The 12,809-nt window shown below is 64.1% G+C and carries 14 protein-coding genes; 2 read left to right on the forward strand and 12 right to left on the reverse strand.

Annotated features, from left to right (window positions below):
- Nucleotides 1–4 precede the first annotated feature (4 nt).
- Nucleotides 5–1,027, reverse strand: coding sequence for a L,D-transpeptidase family protein (locus tag AC0L4C_RS08515; RefSeq protein WP_473403200.1), 1,023 nt, complete (start codon nt 1,025–1,027; stop codon nt 5–7).
- Nucleotides 1,028–1,204: 177 nt separating this feature from the next.
- Here AC0L4C_RS08515 and AC0L4C_RS08520 point away from each other — a divergent pair, with 177 nt between their 5' ends.
- Complete coding sequence (locus AC0L4C_RS08520) at nt 1,205–2,197, forward strand: DUF3298 domain-containing protein (protein WP_473403201.1); 993 nt, start codon at nt 1,205–1,207, stop codon at nt 2,195–2,197.
- On the opposite strand, the gene AC0L4C_RS08525 is transcribed toward AC0L4C_RS08520, so the two are convergent.
- The 3 genes from AC0L4C_RS08525 to AC0L4C_RS08535 form a co-directional block, all read right to left on the reverse strand.
- Nucleotides 2,194–2,487, reverse strand: coding sequence for a GNAT family N-acetyltransferase (locus AC0L4C_RS08525; protein WP_473403202.1), 294 nt, complete (start codon nt 2,485–2,487; stop codon nt 2,194–2,196). The genes AC0L4C_RS08520 and AC0L4C_RS08525 overlap by 4 nt on opposite strands.
- 72 nt (nt 2,488–2,559) lie before the next feature.
- Nucleotides 2,560–3,135 carry a tetratricopeptide repeat protein gene (locus AC0L4C_RS08530; protein WP_473403203.1) on the reverse strand — a complete coding sequence of 192 codons (576 nt, stop codon included), beginning with the start codon at nt 3,133–3,135 and terminating at the stop codon, nt 2,560–2,562.
- Between the two features lie 33 nt (nt 3,136–3,168).
- Nucleotides 3,169–3,906 (reverse strand): DedA family protein, encoded by a 738-nt coding sequence (locus AC0L4C_RS08535; RefSeq protein ID WP_473403204.1) that lies wholly within the window; start codon nt 3,904–3,906, stop codon nt 3,169–3,171.
- Nucleotides 3,907–4,071: 165 nt separating this feature from the next.
- Between AC0L4C_RS08535 and AC0L4C_RS08540 the strand changes: the two genes are divergently transcribed.
- A complete protein-coding gene (locus AC0L4C_RS08540) occupies nt 4,072–4,446 on the forward strand; it encodes a RidA family protein (protein ID WP_473403484.1) in 375 nt (124 codons plus the stop codon).
- 41 nt (nt 4,447–4,487) lie between these two features.
- Here AC0L4C_RS08540 and AC0L4C_RS08545 read toward each other — a convergent pair whose 3' ends face one another.
- From AC0L4C_RS08545 to AC0L4C_RS08580, 8 genes are all read right to left on the reverse strand, one after another.
- Nucleotides 4,488–5,453: an ABC transporter permease gene (locus AC0L4C_RS08545; protein ID WP_473403205.1), complete on the reverse strand. Its 966-nt coding sequence runs from the start codon at nt 5,451–5,453 to the stop codon at nt 4,488–4,490.
- 5 nt (nt 5,454–5,458) lie between these two features.
- On the reverse strand, nt 5,459–6,532 hold the full coding sequence (locus AC0L4C_RS08550; RefSeq protein ID WP_473403206.1) for an ABC transporter permease: 1,074 nt from the start codon (nt 6,530–6,532) through the stop codon (nt 5,459–5,461).
- Complete coding sequence (locus AC0L4C_RS08555) at nt 6,529–8,082, reverse strand: sugar ABC transporter ATP-binding protein (RefSeq protein WP_473403207.1); 1,554 nt, start codon at nt 8,080–8,082, stop codon at nt 6,529–6,531. Before AC0L4C_RS08555 ends, AC0L4C_RS08550 begins: the two co-directional genes overlap by 4 nt.
- Nucleotides 8,083–8,181: 99 nt before the next feature.
- A complete protein-coding gene (locus tag AC0L4C_RS08560; RefSeq protein ID WP_473403208.1) occupies nt 8,182–9,327 on the reverse strand; it encodes a sugar ABC transporter substrate-binding protein in 1,146 nt (381 codons plus the stop codon).
- A 148-nt stretch (nt 9,328–9,475) separates the two neighbouring features.
- Complete coding sequence (locus tag AC0L4C_RS08565) at nt 9,476–10,264, reverse strand: FadR/GntR family transcriptional regulator (protein ID WP_473403209.1); 789 nt, start codon at nt 10,262–10,264, stop codon at nt 9,476–9,478.
- Nucleotides 10,265–10,560: 296 nt separating this feature from the next.
- On the reverse strand, nt 10,561–11,412 hold the full coding sequence (locus tag AC0L4C_RS08570) for a fumarylacetoacetate hydrolase family protein (RefSeq protein WP_473403210.1): 852 nt from the start codon (nt 11,410–11,412) through the stop codon (nt 10,561–10,563).
- Nucleotides 11,413–11,511: 99 nt separating this feature from the next.
- Nucleotides 11,512–11,943, reverse strand: coding sequence for an RbsD/FucU family protein (locus tag AC0L4C_RS08575; protein WP_473403211.1), 432 nt, complete (start codon nt 11,941–11,943; stop codon nt 11,512–11,514).
- A 26-nt stretch (nt 11,944–11,969) separates the two neighbouring features.
- Nucleotides 11,970–12,725 (reverse strand): GntR family transcriptional regulator, encoded by a 756-nt coding sequence (locus AC0L4C_RS08580; RefSeq protein WP_473403212.1) that lies wholly within the window; start codon nt 12,723–12,725, stop codon nt 11,970–11,972.
- Between the last annotated feature and the right edge of the window lie 84 nt (nt 12,726–12,809).

Consider the following 12,809-nt stretch of genomic DNA (forward strand, 5'->3'; position numbering starts at 1 on the left):
GCCGTCAGCCAAGGAAGGTGACTTCGACACCTGGCTTGACCATGCCGGCCAGTTCTTCAGCATCCCAGTTGGTCAGGCGGACGCAGCCGTGCGATCCGGTCTTGTCGATCAGGGATGGCTCGGGTGTGCCGTGGATGCCGAAGGTCGGTTCGGAGAGATCGATCCAGATCGAGCCGACCGGCCCATTGGGACCCGGCGGGATGGTCAGCACGCTGTCGTTGTCGCCCTGCTGGAAGTTGATCTTGGGGTTGTAGGTATAGGTCGGATTGGTCGCCACACCTTCAACCGTGTGCACTCCGGAAGGTGACGGATTGTCCTCGCTGCCGATGGTGGCCGGGTAGGCCGCGATCAGTGCACCGTCGGCGCCGTAGGCCCGTACCTGTCGCAGTTCCTTGTCGGCTTCGATCCGGGTGACCTCGCCCTCGCGGTTGGGGCCATAGGCCGCGACCATCACCTGCTCCCCAGCGACGTAGCTGGCGCCGGGATTGAGGGCATCGAGAAGGTCGACGTCCATATGAAACCGTTCGCCAAGCTCTTCGCGGACGCTGGTATAGCCAAGAAAGTCACGGGTGGCCTTTTCGGCGTAGTCGTCAGGAATGTCGGCGACGATGACGGACGTGTCCTCGTCGGTGAGGGTGTAGGCGCCGATGATGGGATCGCCGGTTTCCAGCGCGGCCAGCAGATCGGGGTCGAGGGCGCCGTCGACCGGCAGACCCAGCATGGTTTCGGCGGCGCGGATCGCCTTGCGGACGTTCTCGCCATCAAAGCCATCGATGACGCCGGGTGACGCGCCGGCCCGGTCGAGCACCACCTGCAGGCGCACCATGGCCGGATCCGGCGTGGCGACGGTCTCGCCTGCCGCTTCCTCGACGGTTTGCAGGGGCTCGGTGGTGATGACGGACTCAAGACTGGCCGAATTGATGGCTTCCGCGGTGAGCGGCACGCTGGCGGTGCCCACGTCCTGGGCCGAGACGGCCAGTGTGGTGAAGGCGAAGGCAGAGACGGCGGCGATCAGTCGAAGGGGCATGTTGATTTATCCGGGTTTCAGACAATCAACCCGCGGCGCCCCGATGAGTTGCCTGTGGCAGGCCCTGGGGGCCGAATACGGTTACCATTTGACTAAAATACAATGCACGGGGCGGTTGTGGCGAAGCGTTCGGTGCCCGTGCTAGAGCTGCGATGCGATCGAGATTGGGAGGACGAGATGGTTCTGAGAACGCTTGGTGCGGTTCTTCTGCTGGCCTGGGGCGCATCGGCAGCTGAGGCTGCGAGCTTTGACTGCACCAAGGCCTCAACGCCATTCGAACTGGCGATTTGCAATGATCCGGAGCTGTCGGCCAAGGACGATGTGCTGGCCGTGGCCTACCAGACAGCGATTGGTGGCCTGCGTAAAGCGGCGCTGGCTGACGTGCAGGCGTCGCAGCGTGGCTGGCTGGAGTTTGCGCAAAAGAGCTGCACAGACGATGCGCAACTGCCCAAGGCTGCCTATAGCGAGGATCAGATCGGTTGCCTCAGGGGCATGTTCGACAACCGGATGCGGCGGCTCGAGCAGAGCCGGATGTGGAACGGCCTGCGCCTATATCCCGTCGACAGCTACGAGGTGGTGCCCGATCCGACGGCGGAGCCGGATGCCTGGAACAAGGTCGCGATGCAGGAGATCAGCGTGCCGCGCATCGATGGCGAGAGCGCCGAGGCGGCGGCGTTCAACAGCTTCATGGCGGAAGCCGGTCCGCAGCCCGAAGCCGAAATCGACAGCAGCTCGGACGTACAGCGCTTCGCTACCATATCTGACATCAGTTCAGCGCTGATCGGCGTGGAGATCAGTGACTACTGGTACGGCCATGGCGCCGCGCACGGCAACTACTCGATCGGCCGCGCCAATTTCCTGCGCGGCGAGGCGCGCGCCCTGAACGCAGGCGACGTGTTCGCGGCCGACGGTTGGGAGGCGGTGCTGGGGGAGCTGGCGGTGGCCGAACTGCAGCGGACCGTCGACGGCGGCATCTGGGAGGAATCTATCGCCGATGCCAAGGCGGCCGCAGCCGATCCGGGCCGCTGGACCCTCACCGCGAGGGGACTGCAGATCCAGTATCAGCCTTATGAAGTGACGGCCTATGCCTATGGAGCACCGGTCGTCACCATTGCCTGGGGCGCAATGAGCGAGTACCTGGCGCCGGGCGCCATGGAACTGACCTATTAGGCCAGCAGCGGCGCCCAGTCGGGGTGGCGGCGGAACTGCGCGGCGACGTAGGAGCAGAGCGGCACGATCCTGAAGCCTTCCTTGCGGGCATCCTCGATGCCGGCCAGCACCAGTTTCATGGCGATGCCGTCGCCGCGATAGGCGGGGGGGACACCGGTGTGGTCGATCGACATCGTGCCACGGGCCGACTTGTGATAGGTCATCTCGGCTTCCGAGCCATCGGGTAGATAGACCACGTAGCGCCCCGCGGCAGCGCCATCCTCGCGCTTGACGACAAACTCGTCGCTCATGCTCAAAAAACCTCAATGCAAAACCGGTGGTGCCTGTTTAGGACGCAGCGCCGGCAAGTGCAACATTTGCAGTCAGGTGCGGGTCATATCCCGCTGCAACTCAGGGAAAAGCAGGCGCTCACCGAGAAACGGATGCAGCGCCAGGGCGGCGCGCATGTCGCGCAGCGCCAGCGAACGCTTGCCCTGCTGCAGGTAGATCATGGCGCGTCCCGAGAGGGCGCCGTAGTGCCGCGGCTCGAGTTCGAGCACCCTGGCGCAATCGGCAATCGACGCTTCGAGATTGCCGGCCATGAAATGCATGGTGGCGCGCTGGTTCCAGCCCTCGGCGTAGGCGGGATAGTCGACGATCAGCTGGTCGAGCAGCTCGATGGTGGTCTCGACACTGCGCATGGCACGGGCCTCGAGCACGTCGCGCATGCGCAGATCGAGGTCGGGATCGGACGGAGTGGTCCAGATCGACCAGATCTTGTTGCTGATGGCATTGGCGGTGGCTTCGTCCGGGGCGTCGTGGAGGAGGCCGAAGAGGGTGTCGAGCGTCGCCTTGTCGGTTGCCTCGTCGGCGGCGGCCGGGACGAGCATCAGGCACGCGAGCGCCAGGGCGGCCAGGGCGCCGGACAGTCCGCGGAAGAAAGTTTGGGCCATCTGCATGATGGCCGATCATTGCCCCGCCGGTGGCGGAGTTCAAGACAGCTTTTCGTGAGGCGCCGGCGGCGGGGCGGGCGTGTGCGGATCGGGATGCCTGGCCCAACGCTGCTGCAAGCGCTTGCCGGCATCGCCCATCAGCGGGGAGAAGAGCAGGATGATGCGCTTCCAGTAGTGGACCAGCAGGAAGAGGATAGTGAGGACGACGGCGCCGACGATGATCACCAGTTCGAGGCTGAGGCCGATGGAGTCGAGGAAATCGGTCAACAGCATGCCGGGCAGGATGTGGGCAGCGGCCCAGACGAAGGCGGAGATGACGTTGATGAGGGTGAAGTGCCGGTAGGACATGCCCATCATGCCGGCGACGCCTGGGATGACGGCTTTCACGCCGGTGATGAAGCGGCCGATGAAGATGGCCTTGCCGCCGTGACGGGCAAAGAACAGCTCGCCTTTCTCGATCAGGCCGAGATGGTGCTTGAAGGGCCAGACGACCTTGATCTTGTCCTTGAGCCACCAGCCGACGAAATAGGAGATGGCATCGCCGATGATGGCGCCGAGGGTGGCGGCGAAATAGATCGGCCAGAAGGGCAGGTGGCCCTGGGCGATGATGCCGCCGGTGAGCAGGAGAATGGGCAGCGAGGGCACGAGCAGGCCGGCGATGAACACGGCTTCGCCGATGCAGACGAGAAAGATGAAGAGCATGGCGAGCCAGAAATTGGCCGAAATACCCAAGAGGACGGCCTCGAGGTAGGTCGAAATATCGTGCAAAAACTCCATGCGGCGCGACCTAGTCCCTTCAGTTCCCGACAAGCCCCAGACATGCATAGGACGATTTGACCAGACGGCAAGTCAGAAGTTTGCCCCTTTGGACGCATTGAAGGATATATCGGGTGACGTGAATGAAACCTGAGCGAACAGCCAATGTCCCTGCCGATCCATCACATGATTTCATCCGGGCCGCGGCCGGTGGCGCCGTTTTCGCACGCCGTCGAAGCAGATGGCTGGGTGTTTGTCACCGGCCAGATGCCGACCGACCCGGCGGCGCCGGACGCACCATTGCCGGATGGCATAGAGGCGCAGACGCAGCGAGTGATCGACAATCTCAAGATCGTACTTGGCGGCATCGGGCTGGACCTCACGCATGTGACGATGGCGCGGATCTACCTGACCGAGTTCCAGCGCGACTATGCGCAGCTCAACGCCGTGTGGGTGCGCAATTTCGAGGCGGGCAAGCTGCCGGCTCGCACCACGGTGGGGGTGAGCGGGCTGGCCGTCGGGGCGCTGGTGGAAATCGACCTCGTGGCGCGGCGGCCGTAGACCTGCCCCGAGGCAAGCCTACGGCCGCAATGCTGCACCGATCAGCTGGTGACCCGGGTGGTGCGGCCATAGACGAGCAGCATCACGATGATGACGAGACCATAGATGATCTGCCGGCCGGCTTCGGGCATCTGGGCAATCGAGAGTACCGAGTTGAGCAGCACGATGAGGATGACGCCGACCAGCGTGCCGATGAAGCGGCCGCGGCCGCCCAGGATGTTGGTGCCGCCGATGACCACAGCAGCGATAGCCGGCAGCAGGTAGGCGTTGCCCATGCCCTGATAGGCCTTGTTGGAATAGCCGGCGAGCAGAATGCCGGCCGAGGCGGCGCAGAGGCCGGAAATGACGAAGGCGCCGACAATGATCCAGCGGGTGCGAATGCCCGACAGATAGGCCGCCGCCTCGCGGTTGCCGGTGGCGTAGATGGCCTTGCCGAAGGCGGTGCGCGACAGGATGGAGGCGATGACGATGGAGATCGAGGCCCAGACAAAGACCGCGACAGGAATGCCGAGGATGCGGTCTGCTGCCAGATAGCGCATCAGGTCGGTGGCGGTATCCTGCGGCGCGAAGCCGCCGGTATGGGCAATCATCAGGCCGCGCATGACCGAGTCCACGCCCAGGGTGAAGATCATCGACGGGATGCGCAGATAGGCGACGCCGAAGCCGTTGAAGAGGCCGACCATCAGACCGATGGCAAGGCCGGTCGGGATGGCGCCGGGGCCGCCGACGGTGCTGGCCATCATGGCCGCAGCGGTCATGGTCCAGGGGATGGAGAGATCGATGTGACCGAGCAGGATGACCGTCATCATGCCGCAGGCGACGATGCCGAGGAAGGCGCCGGTCTGCAGCTGGGTGAGCAGATAGTTCGGGGTCAGCAGGGGCGCCGTGCCGAGGGTGGTCAGCGTATAGATGGTGCCGGCCGCAAGGATCACGAGGATGAAGCCGGCCGAAATGACGATCGGCAGGTCGTCGGACTTCAGGCGGGGGAGAGAGAGCGAATTGGCCATGGGTCCTACCTGAAGAGTTCGAGACGGTTCTTGACGCGCAGCGTCCGCACGGCGCCGAGGCTCACGGCAAGCAGCAAGACGATGCCCTCGACCAGCGACTGCATCAGCGGGTCGATGGAGAGGATGCGGAAATAGAACGAGATGACGCGCAGGATCAGCGCGCCGATCATTGCACCCACCGCGGTGCCGACACCGCCGAGCAGCGACACGCCGCCGAGCACCACGGCGGCGATTGAGTTGAGGGTATAGGCGCCGGCCTGCGGAATGTCGGCATTGCCCGAGCCGGTCTGGATGGCGAGGTAGAGCCCGGCGCAGCCGGCAAACAGCCCCGACAATGTGAAGGCCCAGAGCTTGGCGCGGTTGATGGGCAGGCCGGACATGTAGGCCGCGCCTTCGGCAGAGCCGATGGCATAGAGCGTGCGGCCGGTGACGGTGCGCTTGAACGGCACCCAGACGACAAGGGCGACGATGATCATGATCAGCAGTGGCACCGGCACCCAGGCGATGGGCTGGAACCAGGCATCCTCGCCGTCCGAGAACAGGCCGTAGGTCTCGGCGAGGTCGCGCAGCGAATTGGTAGCGGTCCAGTTGAGGTCGAGATCGACATTGCCGCCGGGCTTCGGGCGGATGAGGAGGGCAAGCCCGATGGCCACGGCGCCGGTCGCCAGCGTAGCGATGATCGGCTGCAGCCGCCCGTAGACAATGATCAGGCCGTTGACGAGACCAAAGGCGGTGCCGGCCGACACGGTGATGATGCAGCCAAGTATGATCTGCCAGGGTTCGCCGTTGACGAGTTCGCTGGCAATGCAACTGGTCAGGGTCATGACCGAGCCGACTGACAGGTCGAGGCCGCCCACGAGGACGGTCATGGCCTGGGCCATGGCGACAAAGACCAACACCACCGATTCATTGGCATTGGCAACGAAGACGTTGGTCGAGAAGCCCTTGGGGTGGAGGAAATTGTAGACGATGTAGATGACTGCCAGCATGAGCAATGCGCCGTAGAACCCACGGTTCTGGCGGATCGTCATCAGCAGTCCGGAGGGACGGGCCTGGGCGGTCATGGATGCGGTACTCATGCCGGCACCGCCGGCCTGGCGGGCTGGACAGCGCTGGTGATGTTGAGGGCGGCGGCGATGAGCGCCTCCTCGGTGATGGCCTCGCCGCTCAGCTCGGTGACAATGGCGCCGTCATACATGACGGCGACGCGGTCACAGCAGCCGATCAGTTCGGCGTAGTCGGTGGAGTAGAACAGGATGGCGCGGTCCTGGTCGGCCAGTTCCCGCATCAACCGGTAGAGCTCCTGCTTGGTGCCGACGTCGATGCCGCGGGTCGGGTCGTTGAGCAGGATGATCTCGGGATCGGTCATCAGCCATTTGGCGATGACCACCTTCTGCTGGTTGCCGCCCGAAAGCGTGGCGACGGCGTCGCCGGGACGACCGATCTTGATCTGGAGCTGCTTGATGGCATCGGCGACCGCCTGCTTTTCCTTGTTCGGGTCGATGAACGGCCCGGCGGAGACGCGATCGAAGGAGGCGGCCAGCAGGTTGTCGGCAATCGACATCGGCAACATGAGACCTTCGGTCTTGCGATCCTCCGGGACGAGGGCGATGCGATGGCTGGCCGACTTGGCCACGGCGGGAGAATGGGTCAGCCCGTCACCGTCACCGATACGGACCTTGCCCTCGACGCCGCGCAGGACGCCAAAGAGGGCGAGCAGCAGTTCCTTCTGGCCCTGGCCGTCGAGACCGCCGAGGCCGACGATCTCGCCCTTGCCGACCGATAGCGACACGCCCTTGAGACGGTTTTCCCAATGCAGGTTGTCGACCACGAGGTGCGGGGCATTGGCCGTCTCGCGCACCGGCTTGGGCGGGAAATGGTGGCTGACGTCGCGACCGATCATCAGCTTGATGATGTCGTTCTGGCTGCGTGCGCCTTTTTCAAAGGTCTCGATATGCTGGCCGTTGCGGAACACCGAGAGCGTATCGCAGAGCGCCTCGACCTCATGCATGCGGTGGGAGATGAACAGCATGCCCACGCCGTCGGCCTTGAGCTCGCCCAGCACGTTGTAGACGGTCTCGACATCGCGACTGGTGAGCGCCGAGGTGGCTTCGTCGAGGATCAGCAGCTTGGGGTTCTTGCCCAGCGCCTTGGCGATCTCGACCATCTGGCGACGGGAGAGCGACAGGTCGCGGACGAGGGCGCGCGGATCGACATCCTCGCAGTGGATACGGGCCAGCAAGGCTTCGGCGCGCTGGTTCTGGGCGCGGCGATCAATCAGTCCGAAGCGGCGGGGCGGATCGGCAATCGAGATGTTGTCGGCGACCGTGAGGTCGGGCATCAGCGACAGTTCCTGGAACACGCAGACGATGCCGGCGCGGGCGGCGTCGGACGGGCGGTGAAAGCTGTGCCGGGTGCCTTCGATGGTCATGGTGCCGGAATCGGGCTGCACGACGCCGGACATGATCTTGATCAGGGTCGACTTGCCTGCGCCATTCTCGCCGAGGATGGCGTGGACAGAGCCGCGACGGCAGGCAAAGTCGACGTCTTCCAGGGCGCGGGCGCCGGAGTAGGATTTCGAGATGCCGTGCAGTTGCGCGAACGGCTGATCTGGCTGGGTGAAGGCCATATGATAGTCCCCCGCCGCGTGGCTTCAACGAAGCCCGGGCCCTATGAACCTCTGGGTGGAAGAGCGGCGCCGGCAGATGCCGACGCCGCCGCGAGCCTGCTACTGAACGTTCTCTTCGGTCTGGGCCATGATGGCCGGGCCGGAGATGTTCACCCCACAGGGCGCGAACTCGTTGGTGGTGAAGAAGTTGTCGGGCAGATCCGACCAGAAGTTCACACCATCCTCGAGCTCGGTGTAGTCCGACATGGGCAGCGGTACCGCGATGAGCTGCGGCATGACGTTGCCTTCAAGCGCCGAGACCGCCGCTTTCATGGCGATGGCCACGAGGCCGGGGGACTGGCCGATCGAGAGGGCCTTCAGACCCTCGTCGGAGTGGGCCGCAATGAGCTTGCGGAAGCCGTTCTCGGATTCGCCGGCCATGGGCACGAAGGGATGGTTGGCGTCGATGAGCGCCTGCGTGGTGCCGGTCGACCCGCCCTGGACGATGACGGCGTCAAAGGTACCGTGCACGGCCAGCGCGTCGGCGGTGACCTTCTGGGCGGTACCGTCATCCCAGTTGCCGACGACCTGCACGACTTCCCAGGTGCCGCCGGACTGGTCGAGGATTTCGTGGATGCCAATGGAGCGGTCACGATCCACGGAGTTGCCGGCCAGACCGCGGACTTCGAGCAGTTTGCCCGAGGTCTTGCCTTGAGCGGCGAGCTCCTTGAGCACGAAGCGGGCGTAGGTGCGGCCCATTTCGAGCTGGTCTTCGTTGATCTGCATGACGGCGTCGGTATCGAGGACGTTGTCGAAGGGCACGATCACCACGTTCTCGCGGTCGGCGAGGCGGATGACGCGGTCAAAGCCTTCGGGCGAGACGGCGATGGTGACGATGGCGTCGTAGCCCTGGTTGATGAAATCCTCGATGGCGCCCAGCTGTGCGGGGGCGTCGGTGCCGGTCGAGACGACCTTGAATTCCTTGATCTTGTCCTTGATCGCGGGATCTTCGGCAAAGGCCTTGGCGGTCTTGATCATCTGGATGCGCCAGGTGTTGCCGACGAAGCCGTTGACGATGGCGATGCGATAGGGGCCATCCTTCTTGTCCCACTGGAAATACTTGGTATCGGCATTCCAGGGAGCAAAGCAGGCGGGGTCGGCCCCCGGGCCGGCGACCACCTTGGGGCCAGCCAGGGATGGCGTGGCAAAACTGGTGGTCATCATCAGCCCGGCAAGCATGGCCGTTGCGATGCGCAGTGTCTTCATTGTCTCCTCCCAGAGATCTTTTCAGAACCAATCTCAGGTGACCGCGGTCCCGGCCCGCGCTCCTCGGCGCGGGTTCGACCCGGTGACGATCACCCCTCCTCCTGGCCATTGCTGGCCATATCCGTCGTCCGTGAGAACGCCGAAACTGCTAGTCGCCACCACCCGCTGGCGTATCCCTGATCAGGGCGAGGCCTGCCTCCAGGTGGGTGGTCATGCGGTATTTGAAGGCCAGCCGGTTGCGCGCTTCGAGCGCGTCAACGATGCCGGCATGTTCGTTGTAGTTCTGCTCGCCATGGCCCTTGTCGTCGACGCCATTGGCGGCGGTCACACGGCGGGTGACGCCGTTCTCCATGATCTTGAGCATGACGGGCCGCATGATGCGGTACATCTCGTCGAGCTGGCGATTGCCGACGATGCCGACCAGACGCGTGTGAAAGCGGAGATCGCACAGGGCGGCCCGCTCGATGCTTTCGGCCGCATACATGGCATCATTGAGCGTGCGCAGGGCGGTGAGGTCTTCCGGGGTGACCTTGGCCAGCAGGGTATCGATCGATCCGACCTCGACGAGCTGGCGCAGGCCCTGGGTGTCGAGAAAGGTCTGGCGGCTGAGTTCGAGCGAGCTGAACGAGTAGAGATCGAACATCGCATCCATGCGGCGATCGATGATCACGGCGCCGACCTTGGGGCGGACGTCGACCACGCCATAGGTCTTGAGGATGCGCATGGCCTCGCGCACGGTGTTGCGGCTGGAGGCAAACATTTCGCAAAGTTCGCGCTCGGAGGGCAGCGGGTCGCCGACACCGAGATTGCCGGCATCGATCAGCGACTTGATGGCATTGACGACACTCTCGACAGCAGAGTCGGCAAGATGCACAGCGCCATCACGGCGGTGCAAAGTCTCGGCTTTGGCAAGTGGAACGACATTGTTCCGCGCCATCGATTAGCCTCGGCGTAACTGCAGGACAGGACTGACGAAAACCCCTCGCCCCACCATTTGTAGGACCAGATGGACGGTACTGGCTGGTCAAAATCGTGTCAAGCTGCCTGCGGTGGACGAAATGAGCAGAAACAGGGCAAGGCGACCGGTAACTGGTCCTACCACTTGACGTGTGGCGGGAAGAAATTCTGCTGATATGCTAACATGTTAGCTGAGGGGCGGAGCCGGTTGGCGGGCAAAGAAAACGGCGCGTCCGGGTGTGGACGCGCCGTTCAAATGTGAAAAAAATGCGTGGATCAGCCCGCGTAGGCCTTGGTCCGCTGCTGCTGCTCGCCGAGGCCTTCGATGCCCAGACGCATGGTCTGGTTCGGCTTGAGCCAGACGGGCTCGGGCTTGATGCCCATGCCGACGCCCGGCGGGGTGCCGGTGGTGATGATGTCGCCGGGCTGCAGGCTCATGAACTGGCTGAGATAGGCGACCACGTGGGCGACGCCGAAGATCATGGTCTTGGTGGAGCCGTCCTGGTAGCGGTGACCGTCGACTTCGAGCCACATCTTGAGGTTCTGCGGGTCGGCGATTTCGTCCTTGGTGACGAGCCAGGGGCCGATCGGGCCGAAGGTGTCGGCCGACTTGCCCTTGGTCCACTGACCGCCGCGCTCGGTCTGGAAGTGACGCTCGCTGAGATCGTTGACGACGCAGTAGCCGGCGACGTGGTCGAGGGCGTCCTTCTCGTCGATGTAGCGGGTCTCCTTGCCGATGACGACGCCGAGCTCGACTTCCCAGTCGGGCTTCTTGGTGTTCTTGGGCAGGATGACATCGTCGTTGGGGCCGATGATGGCGCTGGTGGCCTTCATGAAGAGGATCGGCTCTTCGGGGATGGCGGCGCCGGTTTCGGCGGCGTGGTCGGCATAGTTGAGACCGATGCACATGAACTTGCCGACCTGGCCGACGCAGGGGCCGATGCGGGAGTTCTTGTCGAGTTCGGGCAGGGTCGAGGCGTCGACGGCGGCGATGCGGGCCAGGCCCTCGGCGGTGATGGCGGCGCCGGCAATGTCGGGCACAACCGACGACAGGTCGCGATAGGTGCCGTCAGTATGCAGGATGGCGGGCTTTTCGGCGCCCTTGGCGCCGACGCGCAGAAGTTTCATGCAGGATCTCCTCAGAATTTGGTCGAAGGCATAGCCGTGCACCACGGGCCGAGTCGAGGCCAACTATGGTCCAATCCGTTCGGCACGGGACGGCGGCTGCTAGCTGGGGCGGATGATGCCCTTCTTGAGCAGGACATTGCCGTAGAGCCGGCGTTCGCCGGTCTGGATGATGGCGTAGGCGCCCTCGACGCGATCATAGAAGGCGAAGCGCTCGAGCAGTGACAGGCTCATGCCGGGCTCGTGCCGCTTGATGATCTGGTCGAATTCCTGGTGGGTGGCTTCGCGCTTGTCGGGATCGCCGACCACCGCCATGCCGAAGGCCTGCTCGTCGACATAGGTGTCGAGCGGCATCAGCGTCAGCACGGCCTGCAGCGCGTCGGTGGCGCTGACGCCGTCGAGGCGGATCAGCGTCGGCCCGGCACTGTCGCCGGGATAGTTGGCGTCGACGATGGCGATCTCGTCGCCATGACCCATGGCGCGCAAGGTGAACAGCAATTCGGGCCCCAGGATCGGGGGTATGTTCTTGAGCACAGTTTTCCTCCCTCAGGAAATGGATGTCAGCCGAACGGGAACGCGGTGTAAGTCGGGTCGTCGCGCAGCGACGCGCCGTCGGCAAACAGCTCGGTGTGACCGACGGCGAAGGCGATGAGTTCGGCCATGACCGAGTCGATATGGGCGCGCATGGCGGCGGCAGCGCGCGGCGCGTCGCCGGCGGCGATGCCCTCGTAGACGGCCTTGTGCTCGGCCAGGGTCACTTCGAGACGGCGCGGCGTGAGGATGAGGCGGCGGGCGCGATCAAGATTGGCGCGGGTGTTCTCGATGACGCCCTTGACCTTGGAAAAGCGCATGTCGCCGAAGATGATGTCGTGGAACTCGATGTCGCGCTCGTGAAAGCCCTGCTGGTCATCGATGTCGACGGCGGCGCGCTGGTAGCTGATGGAGCGCTGCAGGGTGTCGATCAGTTCGGGGCTGGGATTGTCGGTGACGACGCGCACGGCCTCGGCCTCGAGGGCCTTGCGGATGAGCATGTATTCGAGGACGTCGGCGATGCGGACCAGCGAGACGGTGGAGCCGCGCTGCGGCAGGATGTCGACGAGGCCCTCGGCCTGCAGGCGCGCCAAAGCTTCGGAAACCGGAAATCGGGAGACGCCGAGGCGCTCGCAGATGGCGTTCTTGTCGATCACTTCGCCCGGCTGCAGGTCGAGCGTGACGATGGCCTGACGCAGCACGTCGGTGACATAGACCGTCACATTTCCGCGCGTCGGAGTGGTGGGCGCTGTCAGAAAGTGGTAGGGACTTGCTTCCATCTTCATGCTAACATGTTAGTAGGACAGTCAGAGCATTTCAATCGCTTCTGCCTTGTGACCCGGATGGGATCGTGCTGCAAGGGCACGCAC

Source organism: Devosia sp. J20-27, from assembly GCF_055808595.1.

Excerpts from the sequence above, each read along its gene's own strand:
- AC0L4C_RS08515 (WP_473403200.1), bottom strand. The coding sequence starts at position 1,027 with ATGCCCCTTCGACTGATCGCCGCCGTCTCTGCCTTCGCCTTCACCACA.
- AC0L4C_RS08520 (WP_473403201.1), top strand. The coding sequence starts at position 1,205 with ATGGTTCTGAGAACGCTTGGTGCGGTTCTTCTGCTGGCCTGGGGCGCA.
- AC0L4C_RS08525 (WP_473403202.1), bottom strand. The coding sequence starts at position 2,487 with ATGAGCGACGAGTTTGTCGTCAAGCGCGAGGATGGCGCTGCCGCGGGG.
- AC0L4C_RS08530 (WP_473403203.1), bottom strand. The coding sequence starts at position 3,135 with ATGCAGATGGCCCAAACTTTCTTCCGCGGACTGTCCGGCGCCCTGGCC.
- AC0L4C_RS08535 (WP_473403204.1), bottom strand. The coding sequence starts at position 3,906 with ATGGAGTTTTTGCACGATATTTCGACCTACCTCGAGGCCGTCCTCTTG.
- AC0L4C_RS08540 (WP_473403484.1), top strand. The coding sequence starts at position 4,072 with ATGATTTCATCCGGGCCGCGGCCGGTGGCGCCGTTTTCGCACGCCGTC.
- AC0L4C_RS08545 (WP_473403205.1), bottom strand. The coding sequence starts at position 5,453 with ATGGCCAATTCGCTCTCTCTCCCCCGCCTGAAGTCCGACGACCTGCCG.
- AC0L4C_RS08550 (WP_473403206.1), bottom strand. The coding sequence starts at position 6,532 with ATGAGTACCGCATCCATGACCGCCCAGGCCCGTCCCTCCGGACTGCTG.
- AC0L4C_RS08555 (WP_473403207.1), bottom strand. The coding sequence starts at position 8,082 with ATGGCCTTCACCCAGCCAGATCAGCCGTTCGCGCAACTGCACGGCATC.
- AC0L4C_RS08560 (WP_473403208.1), bottom strand. The coding sequence starts at position 9,327 with ATGAAGACACTGCGCATCGCAACGGCCATGCTTGCCGGGCTGATGATG.
- AC0L4C_RS08565 (WP_473403209.1), bottom strand. The coding sequence starts at position 10,264 with ATGGCGCGGAACAATGTCGTTCCACTTGCCAAAGCCGAGACTTTGCAC.
- AC0L4C_RS08570 (WP_473403210.1), bottom strand. The coding sequence starts at position 11,412 with ATGAAACTTCTGCGCGTCGGCGCCAAGGGCGCCGAAAAGCCCGCCATC.
- AC0L4C_RS08580 (WP_473403212.1), bottom strand. The coding sequence starts at position 12,725 with ATGAAGATGGAAGCAAGTCCCTACCACTTTCTGACAGCGCCCACCACT.